Below are 19259 nucleotides of genomic sequence, written 5' to 3' on the forward strand. Positions count from 1 at the left end.
GCTTTGTGGGAGCAAGGCTTGCCCGCGATGAAAACGCCGCGGTCTCTTGAGGACCGCAGCGCCTGGATCGCGAGCAAGCTTTGCTCCCACAAGCTCGCTCCCACAATGGATCTGCCACTGTCGGTGGTTAGTCGTGTTCTTCCAGGTAGCGCAACGCCAGTTGCTCAGTCGCCACCTTCGTCGCGGGCGGCAGGTGCGGGGCCACCAGCATCATGATCTGGTAGACCACCAGCCGAACCTCGCCTTCGCGGTCGAGGATCCGCTGGTAGTCCAGGGAGAACAGCAAGGTCATGGTGATCTGCTCCACCAGCTGCCCCAGGGCCTGGGTATCGCTGATCAGCAATCCCTGGGCCTTGAGCTGCGCCAGCAGTGAGGCAAGGGTGCGCTTCAGGGCATTGAGCAATTGGCGGATACCCTTGGCCAGCTTCGGCAGGCGCCCGGCCAGGTTCGACAGGTCTTGGAACAGAAACCGGTACTGGGCCAGGCGCTCGACGATCAAGTGCAGGAACAGCCAGTAGTCTTCCGGCGCCAACTGCACGTCCGCCGGAGGGTCCAGCAGCGGCGCCAGTTCGCCCTGGAATCGCTCGAACAGCCCGAGGATCAGCGGTTCCTTGCCATGAAAGTGGTAGTAGAGGTTGCCCGGGCTGATGCCCATTTCGTTGGCAACTTCCATGGTGGAGACGTTCGGTTCGCCCTTTTCGTTGAACAATTGCAGGGCACATTCAAGGATGCGGTCGCGGGTTTTCATCCGGTCTTCTTAATGATCAAGTCATGCCACGGCCAATCGCCTGGCCGTGGGGTAAGGCCTTCAGCGCACGCGAACATAGGTGCCGGGAGCCGCGTCCAGAGGCGGGTAGTTCGCATTGCCCAAGGTCATCTGGGTTTCGTGCTGGGCACCGGAACGCTCCTGGATCCAGCCCAGCCATTGGGTCCACCAACTGCCTTCGACGTGCTTGGCGTCGTAGTACCAGGCCCGTGGGTCGCTGCTCAATTTTGCGCTTTCGATGAAGTTGGCCTTGGGGTTGCCCGGCGGGTTGAGGATGCTCTGGACATGGCCGCTGTTGGAAAGCACGAAGCGTTTTTCGCCACCGAGCAACAGGGTCGAGCGATACACCGCGTCCCACGGCGTGATGTGGTCATTGATGCCGCCCACACTGAAGCTGTCCACCGTCACTTTCTGCAGGTCGATGGGCGTGCCGCACACTTCCAGGCCGCCGGGATGGGTCAGTGGGTTGTGCTTGAAGAAGTCCAGCAGGTCGCCGTGGTAAGCCGCCGGCAGGCGGGTGCAGTCGTTGTTCCAATAGAGGATGTCGAAGGCCGGTGGCTCCTTGCCCAGCAGGTAGTTGTTGATGAAGTAAGTCCAGATCAGATCGTTGGGGCGCATCCAGGCGAACACCCGGGCCAGGTCGCGGCCATCGAGGATGCCTTTCTGGTAGGAGCGACGCTTGGCGGCTTCGAGGGTCTGTTCGTCGATGAACAACGTGGCCTGGCTGTCGATCTGGCTGTCCAGCAGGCTCACCAGGTACGTGGCACTGGCGACCCGGCGTAGCTGGCGCTTGGCTTGCAGGTGGCCCTGCAGGGCGGCGATGGTCAGGCCCCCGGCGCAGGCGCCCATCAGGTTGACCTCGCGGGCGCCGGTGATCGCCCGGCAGACGTTCATGGCCTCTTCCACGGCCTCGACATAGCTGGACAGGCCCCATTCACGGTGGCGTACGTCGGGGTTGCGCCAACTGATGATGAAGACCTGCAAACCGTTTTTCAGGGCGTACTGGACGAAGCTGTTGGAAGGGCTCAGGTCGAAAATGTAGAACTTGTTGATCTGCGGCGGCACGATCAGCAACGGCTTGGCGTATTGCTTTTCGCTCATGGACCGGTACTGGATCAGCTCGAGCAATTCGTTGCGAAACACCACCGCGCCGGGAGTGGTCGCCAGGGTCTTGCCGACTTCAAAGGCATGGGGCGTGGTTTGTCGCGGCAACCCGTCGTTGTGCAGCAGGTCATCCACCAGATGGCTGAGGCCTCGAACCAGGCTGGTGCCGCCGGAGTTGAACAGCTCCTTGACCGCCAGCGGGTTGAGCAAGGTGTTGGACGGCGAAACGGCGTCGTTGAGCAGGGCGAAGGCGAAGTGGGCGCGGGCGCGGTCATCCTGGCTCATGGTGCTGTCGTCGATCCAGCTCGTCACCTGTTTCTGCCAACTCAGGTAGGCCTGCAGGCTGCGGCGGTAGAACGGATTGAGCTGCCAGGTGGGGTCGGCGAAACGCTGGTCGTTGGGGTTGGTGGGATGCAGGGTCTCGCCCAGCAGCACTCGGCCCAGTTGACCGCCCAGCTTCAACGCATGCCGGGCACTGTGCACCGGGTTGCGCAAGCCGTGTACGGCAACGCTACGCAAGGTGGACAGCAGGTCCCTGCCACGCAGGCCGGTGACCGCACTTTGTGCGTTGATGAAGCTGGCAGGGGCGGGCATGGAACCCTTCGCCGGTTTGTCGCGCATGAGTCAACTCCTTCGTCATCAGGCTAAAAACAAACACACCGAACCAGACAACATAGTCGCTGTTTCGGGTCGCTGCGCGGTCCGGCGTCCTGCCAGGCGCTAATGGGCGGTTTCAGCCGCCGCCCAGCGGCGAGGGATGCGGATGCATCACTGCACGCTGACGTTCTTCCTCGAGGAATTTCATGATGATCGGCGCCACCGCCTCGGCCCGGGTGATCAGGAATAGATGGCCATCATCGATGATGTGCAATTGGGCGTTGGGAATGCGCCAGGCCAGCATGCGCATGTTGATCAGCGGGATCAGCGGGTCGTCGTCGCCGGCCAGCACCAGGGTCGGCTGGTGGATCTTGTGCAGCCAGTGGATGCTGGTCCAGCCCAGGCCGGCGAACAGTTGCCAGTAATAACCGAGCTTGCCCGCCGAACGAACCTTGGCCGCATGGCTGGCTGCCAGGCTCGGGTCGCGGCGGAACGAACCGCCGTAGATCAGCGGGGCGATACGCATCACATGGGACGGTTGAATGTAGCGCCGGGGGCTGGCCATCATCCACAGCACCTTCGGTTTGCCCGGCACCATCACCGCCCCGGCCGCAGTGGCCGCCAGCACCAGCTTCTTGCAGCGCTCGGGGTAGTCATAGGCGAACTGCTGGGCCAGGGCGCCTCCCCAGGACACGCCGATCACATTGACCTGTCCGTAGTCCAGGTAATCGAGCATTCGCGCGGTGAGTTTGGCCAGGCCAGGAAAGCGATACGGCCGGTTGGGCGTCGATGAGCCGCCGACACCGGGTACGTCAAAGGCGATGACTTCCAGGTCCGGGTCCAGGGCCTGGATGAACGGGAACACCAGCTCGAGGTTGGCGCCGATGCCGTTGAAAATCAGCAGCGGCGTCAAGTGAGGCTTGCCGGGACGTACCGCGGTGCGCAAGGTCTGGCCATCCAGATCGACGGTACGGAAGATGTACGGTTGCGGCATGCTTCAAGCCCTGTGGGTTGGGTCGCTGTCTTTCATTTTTCCCCCGATCCCCTGTGGGAGCGAGCTTGCTCGTGATTGCGGTGTGTCAGCCTACATTGCTGTTGGATGTGCCGCCGTCATCGTCGGATCGCCGCCCGGAGCAAGCTCGCTCCCACATTGGATCCGCTGTGAACATGAGTTTCATGTTCGCCAGCGGTGTGGGCCTTGCATTCAGTGTCGGCTGGCGGGATGTATTCGTGAGCAAGCCCACTCCCGCGCCAGACGAGTTGCATCCATTACCGCTCATGCACATAAGTGCCGGGCGCCGCTTCACCGGCCGGGTGGGTCTTGTTGCCCAGCACGGTCGGGGCTTTTTTCAGTTTGCCCGAGCGCTCGGCCTGCCAGGCCTGCCAATGCAACCACCAGGAGTCGGTGTGCTTGGTTGAATTCTCCTGCCAGTCCTCGGCCTTGGCCGGCATGTCATCACTGGTCATGTAGCGCGACTTGGGGTTGCCTGGCGGGTTGAGGATGCTCTGGATATGGCCGCTGCTCGACAGCACGAACTCCACCTTGCCGCCAAACAGCTGTGCCGACTTGTAGCAGGATTTCCACGGCGTGATGTGGTCGTTGGTGCCGGCCAGGGAGAAGATGTCGGCGGTGACCTGCTTGAGGTCGATGGGCGTGCCGCACACTTCCAGTGCATTGGGACGGATCAGTGGATTGTTCTTGAACATTTCGATGAGGTCGCCGTGGAACGCCGCCGGCAGCCTCGTGGTGTCGTTGTTCCAGAACAGGATGTCGAACACGGGCGGCTCGTTGCCCAACAGGTAATTGTTGACCCAGTAGTTCCAGATCAAGTCGTTGGGGCGCATCCAGGCGAACACCTTGGCCATGTCGCGACCTTCGAGTACACCGGCCTGGTAGGAATGGCGCTTGGCCGCTTCCAGGGTCTGTTCGTCGACGAACAACGCCACGTCGGTGTCCAGGGTGGTGTCGAGCACGCTGACCAGCAGGGTCAGGGCATTGACCTTTTTCTCGCCGAGGGCGGCGTAATGGCCCAGCAGCGCGGTGCAGGTGATACCGCCCGAGCAGGCGCCGAGCATGTTCACGTCCTTGCTGCCGGTGATGGCCGTGACCACGTCCACCGCTTCCTTGAGCGCCTCGATGTAGGTCGACAGGCCCCACTCGCGCTGTTCCTTGGTGGGGTTGCGCCAACTGACGATGAAGGTCTGCACGTTGCTGCGCAGGCAGAAGCGCGCCAGGCTCTTGTCCGGGCTCAGGTCGAATACATAGAACTTGTTGATCTGTGGCGGTACCACCAGCAGCGGTCGCTCGTGGACCTGCTCGGTGATGGGCCGGTACTGGATCAGCTCCAGCACGTCGTTGCGAAATACCACGGCGCCTTCGGTCACGCCCAGGCTCTTGCCGACCTCGAACGCGCCCATGTTGACCTGGCTCGGCATCCCGCCGTTGTGCACCAGGTCCTTGGCCAGGTGGGACAGGCCATCGAGCAGGCTCTTGCCGCCGGTTTCGAAGAAGCGCTTGACTGCTGCCGGGTTGGCCGCCGAGTTGGTCGGGGCCATGGCTTCGGTCATCAGGTTGATCACGAAATGCCCGCGGCTGATGTCCGCGGGCGAGAGGTTGCTGTCGTCGATCCAGGCGTGCAGCTCCTTGCGCCACGCCAGGTAGGTTTGCAGGTAGCGTTTGTAGAGTGGGTTCTGGCTCCACGCCGGGTCAGCGAAGCGACGGTCGTCGCCGGCCGGTTGCAGTTCGGATTTGCCGAACAGGACATTCTTGAGTTCGACGCCGAAATGGGCGACGTGCTTGACGCTGTGCAGCGGTTGTTTGATGGCCTGGGTCAGCACCATGCGGGCAGAGGCCAGCAGATCTTTTCTGCGCAAGCCGACGACGGGATTCAACCCCAGGGTATTTTCCGAGGCTTGATACTTCAGGTCATCGTTGTTCTTGTTGCTCATCTACGACGCTCCATTGTCCTTCAGACGAGTACCCGGATCGTGTGCCGCAAGCTACACAGCCGATACCAGGTACGCTGCTCGGGTGACCGTTAATTCCGCATCGAGGGCCAATGAGGAAACGTATGCCAGGAACTCGTCGGTTCCTTTGCAGGGAACTTGCCAGCTCCATTGGTTACCCGAGTTTAATTTTTTTCGCAAGCAGGCCAGTCATTGACGTTGCCGCGCGGGCATTCAAGCAGATGAGTCTAGAAAATTCGCCCTAAAGCGCCAGCCCTTGAGTTAGAGCATCAGCTTGACGACGGATTCGTCCGGGTCGCGGGTTTTTCCGGCGGCCTTGAGTTCGCCAAGATAATCGTTCCACAAGTCTTCCTGACGCACCGCCAACTGATAGAGATAGTCCCACGTGAACAGTCCGCTGTCGTGGCCGTCGTCGAAGGTCAGTTTCAGTGCGTATTGGCCGGCCGGTTCGACCTTGGTCAGGGCAACGTTGAGCTTGCCGTATTGCAGGATGGGTTTGCCGTGGCCCTGGACCTCGGCGGAAGGCGAGTGCACCCGCAGGAATTCGGCGGGCAGGTGATACTCCTCGTCCGGCGCATATTTGAGCGTCAGGGTCCTGGAGGCTTTGTGCAGGTTGATGGCGGTGGGGAGTTTGGTCATGGCCTGTGATCCGTCTCTGAAGGGAGCCTTGATCTGCAAAAACGACACGGTCCATGTGGGAGCGAGCTTGCTCGCGATAGCGGTCCGACAGTCAGCACATGGGTTGAATGTTATGCCGCCATCGCGAGCAAGCTCGCTCCCACAGGTCCCGGGAAACCTGTCAGTGGGTTACAGGATATACCGCGACAGGTCTTCGTTCTGCGCCAGCTCACCCAGGTGGCTGTTGACGTACTCGGCGTCGATGAGGATCGGCGCTTCGTTGTGGGCGCTCGCCAGGTCGCCGGCGCTGAACGAAACTTCCTCGAGCAGGCGTTCGAGCAGCGTGTGCAGGCGACGGGCACCGATGTTCTCGGTCTTCTCGTTGACCTGCCAGGCGATCTGGGCCAGGCGCTTGATGCCTTCTGGCGTGAACTCGATGTTCAGGCCTTCGGTCTTGAGCAGCGCGCAATACTGTTCGGTCAGGGACGCGTGGGGCTCGCTGAGGATGCGTTCGAAGTCTTCCGGCGTCAGCGCCTTGAGCTCGACACGGATCGGCAGGCGACCCTGCAGCTCCGGCACCAGGTCGCTCGGCTTGCTCAGGTGGAACGCGCCGGAAGCGATGAACAGGATGTGGTCGGTCTTGACCATGCCCAGCTTGGTGTTGACCGTGCAGCCTTCGATCAGCGGCAGCAGGTCGCGTTGTACACCTTCGCGGGACACATCAGCACCGCCGACATTGCCGCGCTTGGCGACCTTGTCGATTTCGTCGATGAACACGATGCCATGCTGTTCGACCGCCTCCAGCGCCTTGGCCTTCAACTCTTCTTCGTTGACCAGGCGGCCGGCTTCCTCATCGCGCACCAGTTTCAGCGCTTCCTTGACCTTGAGCTTGCGGTTTTTCTTCTTGCCCTTGCCCATGTTGGCAAACAGGCTCTGCAACTGGTTGGTCATCTCTTCCATGCCGGGCGGCGCGGAAATATCGACGCCGGCCATTTCGGCGACTTCGATCTCGATTTCCTTGTCGTCCAGCTGGCCTTCGCGCAGGCGCTTGCGGAACAGTTGGCGGGTGTTGGAATCCTGGGTCGCGGCGGTGTCGGCGTTGAAGCCCATGCGCGCCGGTGGCAGCAGGGCGTCGAGGATGCGCTCTTCGGCGGCGTCTTCGGCGCGGTGGCGGACCTTGGTGATTTCCTGTTCGCGCAGCAGCTTGATGGCGGCATCGGCCAGGTCACGGATGATTGACTCGACGTCGCGACCGACATAGCCGACTTCGGTGAACTTGGTGGCTTCGACCTTGATGAACGGCGCGTTGGCGAGTTTGGCCAGGCGACGGGCGATTTCGGTTTTACCGACACCGGTCGGGCCGATCATCAGGATGTTCTTGGGGGTCACTTCGACGCGCAGTTCTTCGGGCAGTTGCATCCGGCGCCAGCGGTTACGCAGGGCGATGGCGACGGCGCGCTTGGCATCGTCCTGGCCGATGATATGGCGGTTGAGTTCGTGGACGATTTCGCGGGGAGTCATGGACATAATAATGGGTGGTCCTCAAGCAAGAATGGGCCGTGGCGTGGTTCGCCTGGACAGGCTTATTCCGCGAGGTCCTGCTCCTCAATGGTCTGGGTGTGGTTGGTGAAGACACAGATGTCGCCGGCAATGCCCAAGGCAGTCTCGACGATCTCACGAGCCGACAGGTCGGTTTTTTTCAGCAGGGCGCTGGCCGCAGCCTGGGCGTAGGCACCGCCGGAACCCATGGCGATCAGGCCGTCTTCGGGCTCAACGACGTCGCCGTTGCCGGTGATGATCAGGGAGGCATCCTTGTTGGCGACCGCGAGCATGGCTTCGAGGCGGCTCAGGGAACGGTCGGTGCGCCATTCCTTGGCCAGCTCCACGGCGGCACGGACCAAGTGGCCCTGGTGTTTCTCAAGCTGGCCTTCGAAACGTTCGAACAAGGTGAAGGCGTCGGCAGTGGCCCCGGCGAAACCGGCGATGACTTCGCCGTGATACAGGCGGCGGACTTTCTTCGCGTTGCCTTTCATCACGGTGTTGCCCAGTGAAACCTGGCCGTCGCCGCCCATGACGACTTTGCCATGACGGCGGACTGAAACGATGGTGGTCAAGGGAGAGTCTCCACGCAGCGGGGCGAAAATGCCCGGATGGAACTCATATGGGGGTGGCGCGGGGTTTTTCAACTGCGGGGGACGAGTGGTGCGAGTCACGTAGGAGCTGTCGAGTGCAACGAGGCTGCGATCTTTCCCCAGACCATTGAGTCTCAAGCGAAAGATCAAGATCAAGATCAAAAGATCGCAGCCTCGCTCCGCTCGACAGCTCCTACAGGCCCAGCGGGAGCAAGCTCCCTCGCCACGAAAGCCCCGCAGCCACAGATGCCTTCGTTAGAATCAGCGGCTCTGGCGTTGTTGTAACAACAGATTGCTGAAGCCGCTGCCAGCCAGTTGCTTCTGCGCCTTGGTCAGTTCTTCACGGTTGCTAAAAGGCCCGACCAATACCCGGTACCAGGTTTCGTCCTTCACGGTGCCGGACTCCACCGCCACGGACTGGCCCAGCAGAATGATCTGCGCCCGGACCTTGTCGGCGTCGGCTTCCTTGCGGAACGAACCGGCCTGGAGGAAGAACTTCGTCACCGGCGCGGCTTTCTGCACCGGTGGGGCCGGTGGCGGCGTGATGCCGGCCAGGGCCGCCTGGGCGCGAGCGGTGTCGATCTTCGCCGCTTCGGCTGGGGTCACCGGTGTGGTGGGCACTTGCGGCGTCGGCAGGGTTTTCTCCGGCACGGCATCGGGCGGCACGATGACTTCCGATTCCGGCAGCAAGGTGTAGAAGTCGTACTTCGGCTTCACCGGTTGCGTCGGGCTCGGCGGGGTCTTGTTGGCCTCGGCGATGCGCGTGGCTTTCTGCTGCTCTTGGCGGACGCGCTTGACGTCATCGCCCTGGCCCGGATCCAGCTTCATCAGAAACACAATGAAAGCGCCGACGGTCAGGCCGATGGCCATCCACAACCAGCCCGGAATCGGTTTTTTGGCCGGAGGCTGGTAACGACTGGCGCCGCGTTTGGGTGCAGGTTTTTTCTTGGCGGCCAACTTACATGCGCTCCAGGGTTTCCAGGCCCAGCAGTTCCAGGCCTTGCTTGAGCGTGCGCCCGGTCAGCGCGGCGAGGCGCAGGCGGCTCTGCATTTGCTCTGGGGTTTGCGCGTTGAGGATCGGGCAGTTCTCGTAGAAGCTGGAGAACAGGCCGGCGACATCGTACAGGTAGGCGCACAGGGTGTGCGGCGTGCCCTTGTCGGCGACGTTGTTCAACACTTCACCGAACTGCGCCAGCTTCGCCGCCAGCTCCTGTTCGTGAGGGGCCTGGAGCACAATCTGGCCGTCCACTTCATTGAAGTTTTTGCCGAGCTTGCGGAACACCCCCGCCACGCGGGTGTAGGCGTACAGCAGGTACGGCGCGGTGTTGCCTTCGAAGTTGAGCATCAGGTCGAAGTTGAAGCTGTAGTCGCTGGTGCGGTGCTTGGACAGGTCGGCGTATTTCACCGCGTCGATGCCCACGACCTTGGCGATCTTGCGCAGTTCGTCTTCGGCCAGCTCGGGGTTCTTGCCCTTGACCAGGGTGTAGGCGCGGTCCTGGGCTTCGGTCAGCAGGTCGATCAGCTTCACCGTGCCGCCGTCGCGAGTCTTGAACGGGCGGCCATCGGCGCCGTTCATGGTGCCGAAGCCCATGTGCTCCATCTCCATCGGATGGGTCACGAAACCGGCCAGGCGTGCGACTTCGAACACTTGCTGGAAGTGCAGGGCCTGGCGCTGGTCGACGAAGTACAGCACCCGATCGGCCTTGAGCACGCTGTTACGGTAGCGCACGGCTGCCAGGTCGGTGGTGGCGTAGAGGTAGCCACCGTCGGCCTTGACGATGATCACCGGCAGCGGCTCGCCATCGGCGGTCTTGAACTGGTCGAGGAACACGCACTGGGCGCCGTTGCTTTCCACCAGCATGCCCTTGGCCTTGAGGTCGTTGACCACGTTGATCAGGTCGTCGTTGTAGGCGCTTTCGCCCATCACGTCGGCCATGGTCAATTTGACGTTCAGCAACTCGTAGATTTTCTGGCAGTGGGACAGGGAGATGTCCTTGAACTTGCTCCACAGCGCCAGGCACTCGGCATCGCCGGCCTGCAGCTTGACCACCAGGCCCCGGGCACGGTCGGCGAACTCGGGCGACTCGTCGAAGCGTTGCTTGGCGGCGCGGTAGAAGTTCTCCAGGTCCGACAGTTCGTCGCTGGTAATGGGATTTTCCTGCAGGTAGGCCATCAGCATGCCGAACTGGGTGCCCCAGTCGCCCACGTGGTTCTGGCGGATCACGGTGTCGCCGAGAAACTCCAGGACCCGGGCCACGCCGTCGCCGATGATGGTCGAGCGCAGGTGGCCGACGTGCATTTCCTTGGCCAGGTTGGGGGCCGAGAGGTCGACCACGGTGCGCTGCAACGGGCCGGCCTTGCGCACGCCAATGCGCTCGTCAGCCAGGGCCGCGTCAAGGCGCGAAGCCAGGGCCTGGGTGTTCTGGAAGAAATTGATGAACCCGGGGCCGGCAATGTCGGCCTTGCTGACGTTCTCGTCGGCCGGCAGGGCATTGATGATTTTCTCCGCCAGGTCCCGTGGCTTCATGCCAGCCGGCTTGGCGAGCATCATCGCGATGTTGCTGGCGAAGTCGCCGTGGGTCTTGTCGCGGGTGTTTTCGACCTGAATCGCCGGCGACAGGCCTTCTGGCAGCACACCTTCAGTGACGAGTTGGGCGATGGCTTGCTGGATGAGCTGGCGAATGGTGTCTTTCATGGTCTTCTCTTTCAACCGCAGGCGCGGCGGCGCTTCGATGCGCTGGTGGAAAAACTGGGCATTATCCGTGGCGAAGGCGGGCTTGCCAACTGTAGCGGGTCGGTTGGGGATGTGTGGTGACTATTCGAGCGTCATCGCGAGCAGGCTCGCTCCCACATTGGAATGCGATTCCCTGTGGGAGCGAGCCTGCTCGCGATGACGATGTCTGAATCAATACAAATCCACCGGATCCACATCCAGCGACCAGCGCACCGCCCGCCCGCTAGGCATTTGTTCCAGCACCAGCAGCCAGGCGCTCAGCAGTCGATGCAGCGGTGCCCGGGCATTGGCCTGTAATAGAAGCTGCGCGCGATAGCGCCCGGCCCGCCGTTCCATCGGCGCCGGCACCGGCCCCAAGAGTTCGATGCCGGCGAGGTTCTGCTCCGCCAGCAAGCGTTCTGCCTCGCTGCAGGCCTCATCGAGAAAGCCTTCGGCCTGCCCCGGCTTGTGGGCTTCGGCCCGCAACAGCGCCAGGTGGGCAAAAGGCGGCAGGCCGGCGCTGCGGCGTTCGCTCAAGGCCTGTTCGGCGAAGGCGAAATAACCTTGCTCGGTCAGTTGGATCAACAGCGGATGATCGGCCAGGTGGGTCTGGATGATCACTTTACCCGGCTCCTCGGCCCGCCCGGCCCGGCCGGCGACCTGGACGATCAACTGCGCCATGCGCTCGCTGGCGCGGAAATCACCGGAAAACAGTCCGCCATCGGCGTCGAGGATCGATACCAGCGTGACCCGCGGAAAGTGGTGCCCCTTGGCGAGCATCTGCGTGCCCACCAGAATGCACGGCTGGCCCTTCTGGATCGTGGCGAACAACTGGTTCATCGCGTCTTTGCGCGAGGTGCTGTCGCGATCCACCCGCAGTACCGGGTAATCGGGGAACAGGATGCCCAGTCGTTCTTCGGCACGCTCGGTGCCGGCGCCGACCGGGCGCAAGTCCACTTTGCCGCACTGCGGGCAATGCCTTGGCACGCGCTCGACGTGGCCGCAGTGGTGGCAACGCAACTCGCCATGGCGTTGATGCACGGTCATCCGCGCATCGCAGCGCTCACAGCCAGACATCCAGCCGCAGTCGTGGCACAACAGCGTCGGGGCAAACCCGCGGCGATTGAGGAACACCAGGACCTGTTGCCCGGCAGCCAGGGTCTGGCCGATGGCTTGCTGCATCGGCCCGGAAATACCGCTGTCCAGCGGGCGACTTTTCACGTCCAGGCGCAGGAAGCGCGGTTGCTTGGCGCCGCCGGCCCGCTCGTTGAGGCGCAGCAGGCCGTAGCGGCCGGTGTAGGCGTTGTGCAGGCTTTCCAGCGATGGCGTGGCCGAGCCGAGGACGATCGGGATGTTTTCCTGGCGGGCGCGCACCAGCGCCAGGTCGCGGGCGTGGTAGCGCAGGCCTTCTTGCTGTTTATAAGAGCCGTCGTGTTCTTCGTCGATGATGATCAGGCCAGGGTTCTTCATCGGTGTGAACAGGGCCGAACGGGTGCCGATGATGATATCGGCCTCGCCGTCACGGGCGGCGAGCCAGGCCTCCAGGCGTTCGCGGTCGTTGACCGCCGAGTGCACCAGGGCGATCCGGGCGTTGAAGCGTTGTTCGAAGCGCGCCAGGGTTTGCGGGCCGAGGTTGATTTCCGGAATCAGTACCAGCGCCTGCTTGCCGGCCTCCAGGGTCTGGCGGATCAGTTGCAGGTAGACCTCGGTCTTGCCGCTGCCGGTGACACCTGCCAGTAGAAAGGCGTGATAACTGTCGAAACCTGCGCGAATCGCTTCGCAAGCGGCCCGCTGTTCGGCGTTGAGCGGCAGTTCCGGCTGGGCCAGCCAATGTTCATGGCGGGCGCCGGGGGCGTGCCTGCGTACTTCCACCTGGACCAGGTCCTTGGCCAGCAACAGGTCGAGGCTGTCCTTGCTGAGCATCAGTTTGCTCAACAATTGATGCGCCACGCCGTGGGGATGTTGGGCCAGGGTCGCCAAGGCCTCACGCTGGCGCGGGGCGCGGGCGATGCGTGGATCGCCCAGCGAGGCGCCGGGCGCCACCGACCAGAACCGCTCCTGGCGCGCCTCGGCCGGTTCGCCCTGGCGCAGCAGCACCGGCAGCGCCCAACTCAGGGTGTCGCCGAGGCTGTGCTGGTAATACTGGGACGTCCACAGGCACAACTTGAACAGCGCGGCGGGCAGTGGTGGCGTGGCATCGAGCAGGGCCAGGGCTGGTTTGAGCTTGTCGACCGGGACCTCGCTGTGGTCGGTGACCTCCACCAGGATGCCGATCATCTCCCGCCGGCCGAACGGCACCCGCAGGCGCATGCCCGGCTGCAACTGGGCGCGCAGGACCCCGGCCGGGGCGCGGTAGTCGAACAGGCGGCGCAGGGGCGAAGGCAAGGCGAGGCGCAGGATGGCGTCGGGCACGCGGGGGATCTCGATAGGCGGACAAGTTCGCAAGGCTGGGCACGATTCAATGTGGGAGCGAGCTTGCTCGCGATGGCTGCGGCACAGCCAGTATCACTGCAACTGACCCACCGCTTTCGCGAGCAAGCTCGCTCCCGCAGGGATTGTGCTTGAGGTCGCGAGCCTAGCAGACGGTTGGTACAAGTCATAGCTTGCGTGATTGATGTTGTCTGGTAGAATCCGCGGCCTAATTACGTGCGGTATTCAACAATAGTGTTGGATGGCGGCACGCTAGCCTGAGGAAAACAGCATGAAAACCGATATCCATCCGGAATACCCAGTAATTGCCGTAACCTGCAGCTGCGGCAACAAGTTCGAAACGCGTTCGACCTACGGCAAAGCCCTGGCGATCGACGTTTGCAACGAATGCCACCCGTTCTACACCGGCAAGCAAAAGACTCTGGATACCGGCGGCCGTGTTCAGAAGTTCGCCGATCGTTTCGGTGCTTTCGGCAAAGTTACTCCAAAAGCCTGAGGCTGATCATTTTGGATGGTCGTCTCGACCGCTCCAGACTGATGAAAAAGGCGCCCCTTGTGGGCGCCTTTTTTGTGTCTGCGATTTGGCTCGGTGGTGCCCAGGCGTCTTGTCCGTCGCCGGGCAACCTGCCCCAGGTGGCGGTGCAGCGGGTGGTGGATGGCGACACCTTGTACTTGGAGGATGGCCGACGCATTCGGATGATTGGGCTCAACAGTCCTGAGCTGGGCAAGCGAGGCCGCGCCGACGAACCGTTCGCCGTGGCGGCGCGTCAGCGACTCGAAGCCCTGGTAGCCGCCAGCGATGGACGGGTGGGCGTGTTGCCTGGCAAGGATGAGCGGGATGATTACGGCCGCACGCTGGCCCATGTCTACAACGCCCAGGGCGAGAACCTCGAGGAACGGTTGATTGCCGAGGGGCTGGGGTTTCTGGTGGCGGTCGCGCCGAACGTCGACCTGGTCAGTTGCCAGCAAATGGCCGAACGTCATGCGCGGCAAGCCGGATCCGGTCTCTGGAAAAAATCGCCCGTCGTGCGAGCGGAGCAAATCAATGCGCCCGGTTTTGTGCTGACGAGCGGACGTGTCGAAAACGTCCAGCGCAATCGCGGGGGCATCTGGATTGAATTGCAGGGGTCGGTTGTCTTGCACATTGCGCCCGGCGTGCAAAGACGCTTCGACGCCTCGGCCCTGAAGCGGCTAAAGGGCCGAAAAATCGAGGCCCGTGGCTGGGTCGTCGATCGCGCCCGACGCGGCGGCCACAAGGCTGGGCAGGCGCGATGGATGTTGCCGCTGACCGATCCTGCCATGCTGCAAGCGGTTTTGTAAGAAAAGAATTGTAGACATTTTACAGGACGATTGTATGCATATGGCCCTTGTGTTTCGCGGCTCTTGGTCCAAAGTCGTAGGGTAGGGCGCTTGACAGCAGTGACTGGTCAGTCTTGTGGGGACTTTGCGAGGCGCGTATCCTCGGCGGTCCGTCTGTCCAACACAGTAAAAAGCGGAATGCCCACATGTCTGATCTGAAAACTGCCGCTCTCGAATATCACGCTAATCCTCGTCCAGGGAAGCTGAGTGTCGAGCTCACCAAGGCCACCGCTACTGCTCGCGACTTGTCGCTGGCCTACAGCCCCGGCGTAGCCGAACCAGTCCGCGAAATCGCTCGCGACCCTGAACTGGCCTACAAATACACCGGTAAAGGCAACCTGGTTGCAGTCATTTCCGATGGCACCGCGATTCTCGGCCTGGGTAACCTCGGCCCATTGGCTTCCAAGCCAGTCATGGAAGGCAAGGGCGTGCTGTTCAAGCGCTTCGCCGGTATCGACGTATTCGACATCGAAGTCGACTCCGAGAGCCCGCAAGCCTTCATCGACACCGTCAAGCGCATCTCCATCACCTTCGGTGGCATCAACCTGGAAGACATCAAGGCACCTGAGTGCTTCGAGATCGAGCGCGCCCTGATCGAACAGTGCGACATTCCAGTATTCCACGATGACCAGCATGGCACCGCGATCGTTACTGCGGCTGGCATGATCAACGCCCTGGAAATCGCCGGCAAGACCCTGCCGCAAGCCAAGATCGTCTGCCTCGGCGCCGGCGCTGCGGCCATCTCCTGCATGAAGTTGCTGGTGAGCATGGGCGCCAATATCGAAAACATCTTCATGGTCGACCGTACCGGTGTGATCCACTCCGGCCGTGACGACCTGAACCAGTACAAGGCTGTGTTCGCCCACGCGACCGAGAAGCGCTCCCTGGCGGACGCGCTGGACGGTGCCGACGTGTTCGTTGGCCTGTCCGGTCCGAACCTGCTGAGCGCGGAAAACCTGCTGCGCATGGCGCCGAACCCAATCGTGTTCGCGTGCTCGAACCCGGACCCGGAAATCGCCCCGGAACTGGCTCACGCAACTCGTAACGACGTGATCATGGCCACCGGCCGTTCGGACTACCCGAACCAGGTCAACAACGTACTGGGCTTCCCGTTCATCTTCCGCGGTGCCCTGGACGTTCGCGCCAAGCGCATCAACGAAGAAATGAAAGTCGCGGCCGCCAATGCCCTGCGCGAACTGGCCAAGCTGCCAGTGCCTCAGGAAGTGTGCGACGCCTACGGCGGCATCAAGCTGGAATTCGGTCGTGAGTACATCATCCCGAAACCAATGGACGCCCGCCTGATCACCCTGATCTCCGACGCCGTGGCCAAGGCCGCCATCGAGACTGGCGTGGCCACCCTGCCGTATCCGAAGAACTACCCGCTCAAGAGCGTGGATGATGTGTTCAACGGCTAAGCCGTTGTAGCGCTTCAACAAAAAGCCCCGGCTCCTGTGAGTCGGGGCTTTTTGTTGCTTGCGGTTTCGTGTAGCCGCCGCAAGTCCCCTGTGGGAGCGAGCTTGCTCGCGATTGCAGTCTGGCATTCAACATCGATGCAGGCTGACCTGCCGCCATCGCGAGCAAGCTCGGCTCCCACATTTGGTCGGTGATGGACTTTGATTGTGGCCACCGCAAATCCCTGTGGGAGCGAGCTTGCTCGCGATTGCAGTCTGGCATTCAACATCGATGCAAGCTGACCCGCCGCCATCGCGAGCAAGCTCGGCTCCCACATTTGATCGGTGATGGACTTTGATTGTGGCCACCGCAAATCCCTGTGGGAGCGAGCTTGCTCGCGATTGCAGTCTGGCATTCAACATCGATGCTAGCTGACCTGCCGCCATCGCGAGCAAGCTCGGCTCCCACATTTGATCGGTGGTGGGCTTTGATTGTGGCTCCTACAGAATGTTGCGGCCCAAAAAAGCCCCGCGCTTCTTTCGAAGGCGGGGCTTTTGGGTGGTGCCCGGTCAGAACAGATCGATCGGCGCCGCTTCGTCCGCAGGCAATGGGCTGCCCGGTGCGACGCCGTTGCCCAGTTCGTTGGCTGACGGAGGGGTGTCTTCGCTCTTGAACAGTTCGAAGTACGCACCCGGGGTGCCCGGTGTGGCGGCGCGGCCACTGACTGGATCGACCCGCAGGCTGAGGATGCCTTCTGGCTCCGGCTGGATGTGAGGCGGTTTGTCCTTGAGGGCGGCGCCCATGTAGCTCATCCAGATCGGCAACGCCACGGTGCCGCCGAACTCACGGCGACCCAAGCTTTCGGGTTGGTCGAAACCGGTCCAGACGGTGGTCACGTAATCGGCGTTGTAGCCCGAGAACCAGGCGTCCTTGGATTCGTTGGTGGTACCGGTCTTGCCCGCCAGGTCGGTGCGGCCCAGGGCCAGGGCGCGACGGCCGGTGCCGAGCTTGATCACGTCCTGCAGCATGCTGTTGAGGATGTAGGTGGTACGGCCATCGACAATGCGTTCCGCGATGGCGGGCGCCTGGGGCAGGCCTGGGGCCGTGGTGGCTTCGCCCGGTGTCGCATTGACCGTAAACGTCTCGGTGGACGGTGCGGCGACGCCATTGCTGGCCTGCTCACCCGTTGGGACGCGTGGCGGGTTGGCGACGAACAGCGTATCGCCGTTGCGGCTTTCGATCTTGTCGATGATGTACGGGGTGATCTTGTACCCGCCGTTGGCGAATGTACTCCAGCCGGTGGCGATTTCCATCGGCGTCAAGGTCGCGGTGCCCAGGGCCAGGGACAGGTTGCGCGGCAGATCCTGCTTGTTGAAGCCGAACTTGCTGATGTAGTCGATGGTGCGGTCCACGCCCAATGCCTGCAGCAGGCGGATCGAGACCAGGTTGCGGGATTTGTACAGCGCCTCGCGCAAACGAATCGGGCCGAGGAACGTATTGGTGTCGTTCTTCGGTCGCCAGACCTTGTCCAGGTATTCATCGACGAACACGATCGGTGCGTCGTTCACCAGGCTGGCGGCGGTGTAGCCGTTATCCAGGGCGGCGCTGTAGACGAATGGCTTGAAGCTCGAGCCCGGCTGGCGCTTGGCCTGCAACGCGCGGTTGTAGTTGCTTTGCTCGAAGGCGAAGCCACCGACCAACGAACGGATGGCACCGTCCTGCGGGTCGAGGGACACCAGGGCGCCCTGGGCGGCCGGGATCTGGCTGAACTTGAGAGTGTTGTCCGCCTGGCGCTGGACGCGGATCAGGTCGCCGACCTGGGCAACGTCGGACGATTGCCGTGGGTTGGCGCCCATGCTGTTGGTGTTGAGGAACGGCCGGGCCCACTTCATGGTGTCCCAGGCCACGTGTTCTTCCTGCTCGCCGTTACGGGTCAGCACCTTGATGCCGTCCTTGTCCACCGACGTGACAATCGCCGGCTCCAGGCTGCTGATGGTGCGCTGCTTGGTCAGCTCCAGGGCCCAGGCTTCCTTGGTCTTGCCTGGCAGGCGCGATTCAGGGCCACGGTAGCCGTGGCGCTGGTCGTAGGTCATCAAGCCTTCGTGCAGCGCGGTGTTGGCCATTTCCTGCAAGTTGCTCGGCACCGTGGTGGTCACGCGGAAGCCTTCGGTGTAAGCGTCGCTGCCATAGCGCCCAACCATCTCGGCACGGGCCATCTCGGCGATATACGGGGCATTCACTTCCGGGGTCGGTACGTGATAGCTGGCGTTCAGCGGTTCATTGATCGCGGCGGTATAGTCGGCTTCGCTGATCTTGCCGAGCTTGTACATACGCCCCAGGATCCAGTCGCGACGTTCCTTGCTGCGTGCCGGGTTGGCCAGCGGGTTGAAGCGCGAGGGTGCCTTGGGCAGGCCGGCAATCATCGCCATCTGTGCCAGGCTCACGTCGCGGATCGACTTGCCGTAATACACCTGCGCCGCCGCCTCGATGCCGTAGGCGCGGTTGCCCAGGTAAATCTTGTTCACGTACAGCTCGAGGATTTCATCCTTGGTCAGTTGCCGCTCGATTTGCAGGGCCAGGAGGATCTCGGTGGTCTTGCGCGAGAAGCTGCGCTCGCTGGTCAGGAAGAAGTTCTTGGCCACCTGCATGGTGATGGTGCTGCCGCCGGACTGGATGTGCCCGCTCTTGACCAACTGGCTGGCGGCGCGCATCAGGCTGCCCGGGTCGACGCCGTAGTGATTGGCGAAGTTATCGTCTTCAGCACTTAGTAACGCATTGATGAAATTGGGGGGAATGTCGGCGAAACGGATCGGCGTGCGGCGCATTTCGCCAAATTCGGCGATCAACTTGTTGTCGCTGCTGTACACCCGCAAAGGAATCTGCAACTGAATACTTCTCAGCGCCTCCACGGACGGCAATCCCGGACTAAGGTAAAGAAAGGCACCGCTCAGGCCCAAGAGCAGTCCGCAGAAAACGGCGACGATGGACCATCCGAAAAATTTCAGCAGACGAATCAAGGCTTTTGGATATCCAGGCAAAGAATGAAAAAGGCGCCAGGTGCAGGGATGGACCCGTGCTTGCAACAAAGCGAAAAAAACGCTGGGCATTATAAGCATTTTTTTTCGTCGGGAATGCCATCCGGACGTCCGTCGGACCGGTGTAATTGAACGCAATGCATATT

At 62.2% G+C, this 19259-nt stretch carries 14 protein-coding genes; 3 read left to right on the forward strand and 11 right to left on the reverse strand.

Features of this window, described 5'->3' with window-relative positions:
* Window positions 1-127: 127 nt before the first annotated feature.
* The 10 genes from QMK47_RS03110 to QMK47_RS03155 form a co-directional block, all read right to left on the reverse strand.
* Window positions 128-748, reverse strand: coding sequence for a TetR/AcrR family transcriptional regulator (locus tag QMK47_RS03110; RefSeq protein WP_092146795.1), 621 nt, complete (start codon window positions 746-748; stop codon window positions 128-130).
* A 60-nt stretch (window positions 749-808) separates the two neighbouring features.
* Window positions 809-2491 carry a class II poly(R)-hydroxyalkanoic acid synthase gene (gene phaC / locus QMK47_RS03115; protein WP_258690220.1) on the reverse strand — a complete coding sequence of 561 codons (1683 nt, stop codon included), beginning with the start codon at window positions 2489-2491 and terminating at the stop codon, window positions 809-811.
* Between the two features lie 112 nt (window positions 2492-2603).
* On the reverse strand, window positions 2604-3461 hold the full coding sequence (phaZ, locus tag QMK47_RS03120) for a poly(3-hydroxyalkanoate) depolymerase (RefSeq protein ID WP_253471075.1): 858 nt from the start codon (window positions 3459-3461) through the stop codon (window positions 2604-2606).
* Window positions 3462-3736: 275 nt separating this feature from the next.
* The gene (gene phaC / locus QMK47_RS03125) at window positions 3737-5416 is read right to left on the reverse strand and encodes a class II poly(R)-hydroxyalkanoic acid synthase (protein WP_214510907.1); all 1680 of its coding nucleotides are present in this window, start codon (window positions 5414-5416) and stop codon (window positions 3737-3739) included.
* A gap of 279 nt (window positions 5417-5695) precedes the next feature.
* Window positions 5696-6073 carry a gamma-butyrobetaine hydroxylase-like domain-containing protein gene (locus QMK47_RS03130; protein ID WP_253471080.1) on the reverse strand — a complete coding sequence of 126 codons (378 nt, stop codon included), beginning with the start codon at window positions 6071-6073 and terminating at the stop codon, window positions 5696-5698.
* 168 nt (window positions 6074-6241) lie between these two features.
* Window positions 6242-7579, reverse strand: coding sequence for an ATP-dependent protease ATPase subunit HslU (gene hslU / locus QMK47_RS03135; protein WP_214510906.1), 1338 nt, complete (start codon window positions 7577-7579; stop codon window positions 6242-6244).
* 56 nt (window positions 7580-7635) lie between these two features.
* The gene (gene hslV, locus QMK47_RS03140; protein ID WP_003196958.1) at window positions 7636-8166 is read right to left on the reverse strand and encodes an ATP-dependent protease subunit HslV; all 531 of its coding nucleotides are present in this window, start codon (window positions 8164-8166) and stop codon (window positions 7636-7638) included.
* 279 nt (window positions 8167-8445) lie between these two features.
* The gene (locus tag QMK47_RS03145) at window positions 8446-9141 is read right to left on the reverse strand and encodes an SPOR domain-containing protein (RefSeq protein WP_253471082.1); all 696 of its coding nucleotides are present in this window, start codon (window positions 9139-9141) and stop codon (window positions 8446-8448) included.
* A 1-nt stretch (window position 9142) separates the two neighbouring features.
* Window positions 9143-10879: an arginine--tRNA ligase gene (gene argS, locus QMK47_RS03150; RefSeq protein ID WP_253471084.1), complete on the reverse strand. Its 1737-nt coding sequence runs from the start codon at window positions 10877-10879 to the stop codon at window positions 9143-9145.
* 210 nt (window positions 10880-11089) lie between these two features.
* Window positions 11090-13309 carry a primosomal protein N' gene (locus tag QMK47_RS03155; RefSeq protein ID WP_253471086.1) on the reverse strand — a complete coding sequence of 740 codons (2220 nt, stop codon included), beginning with the start codon at window positions 13307-13309 and terminating at the stop codon, window positions 11090-11092.
* A 289-nt stretch (window positions 13310-13598) separates the two neighbouring features.
* Between QMK47_RS03155 and rpmE the strand changes: the two genes are divergently transcribed.
* The 3 genes from rpmE to QMK47_RS03170 all read left to right on the forward strand — a co-directional run bounded on the left by rpmE (window position 13599) and on the right by QMK47_RS03170 (window position 16101).
* Window positions 13599-13823 carry a 50S ribosomal protein L31 gene (rpmE, locus tag QMK47_RS03160; protein WP_003196965.1) on the forward strand — a complete coding sequence of 75 codons (225 nt, stop codon included), beginning with the start codon at window positions 13599-13601 and terminating at the stop codon, window positions 13821-13823.
* A gap of 41 nt (window positions 13824-13864) precedes the next feature.
* Window positions 13865-14647 (forward strand): thermonuclease family protein, encoded by a 783-nt coding sequence (locus tag QMK47_RS03165; protein WP_320389792.1) that lies wholly within the window; start codon window positions 13865-13867, stop codon window positions 14645-14647.
* Window positions 14648-14832: 185 nt separating this feature from the next.
* The gene (locus QMK47_RS03170; protein WP_258690224.1) at window positions 14833-16101 is read left to right on the forward strand and encodes a malic enzyme-like NAD(P)-binding protein; all 1269 of its coding nucleotides are present in this window, start codon (window positions 14833-14835) and stop codon (window positions 16099-16101) included.
* Between the two features lie 546 nt (window positions 16102-16647).
* Here QMK47_RS03170 and QMK47_RS03175 read toward each other — a convergent pair.
* A complete protein-coding gene (locus QMK47_RS03175; protein WP_413817777.1) occupies window positions 16648-19092 on the reverse strand; it encodes a penicillin-binding protein 1A in 2445 nt (814 codons plus the stop codon).
* Window positions 19093-19259 lie beyond the last annotated feature (167 nt).

Source organism: Pseudomonas sp. P9_35 (genome assembly GCF_034008205.1).
Taxonomy (GTDB): Bacteria; Pseudomonadota; Gammaproteobacteria; order Pseudomonadales; family Pseudomonadaceae; genus Aquipseudomonas; species Aquipseudomonas kilonensis.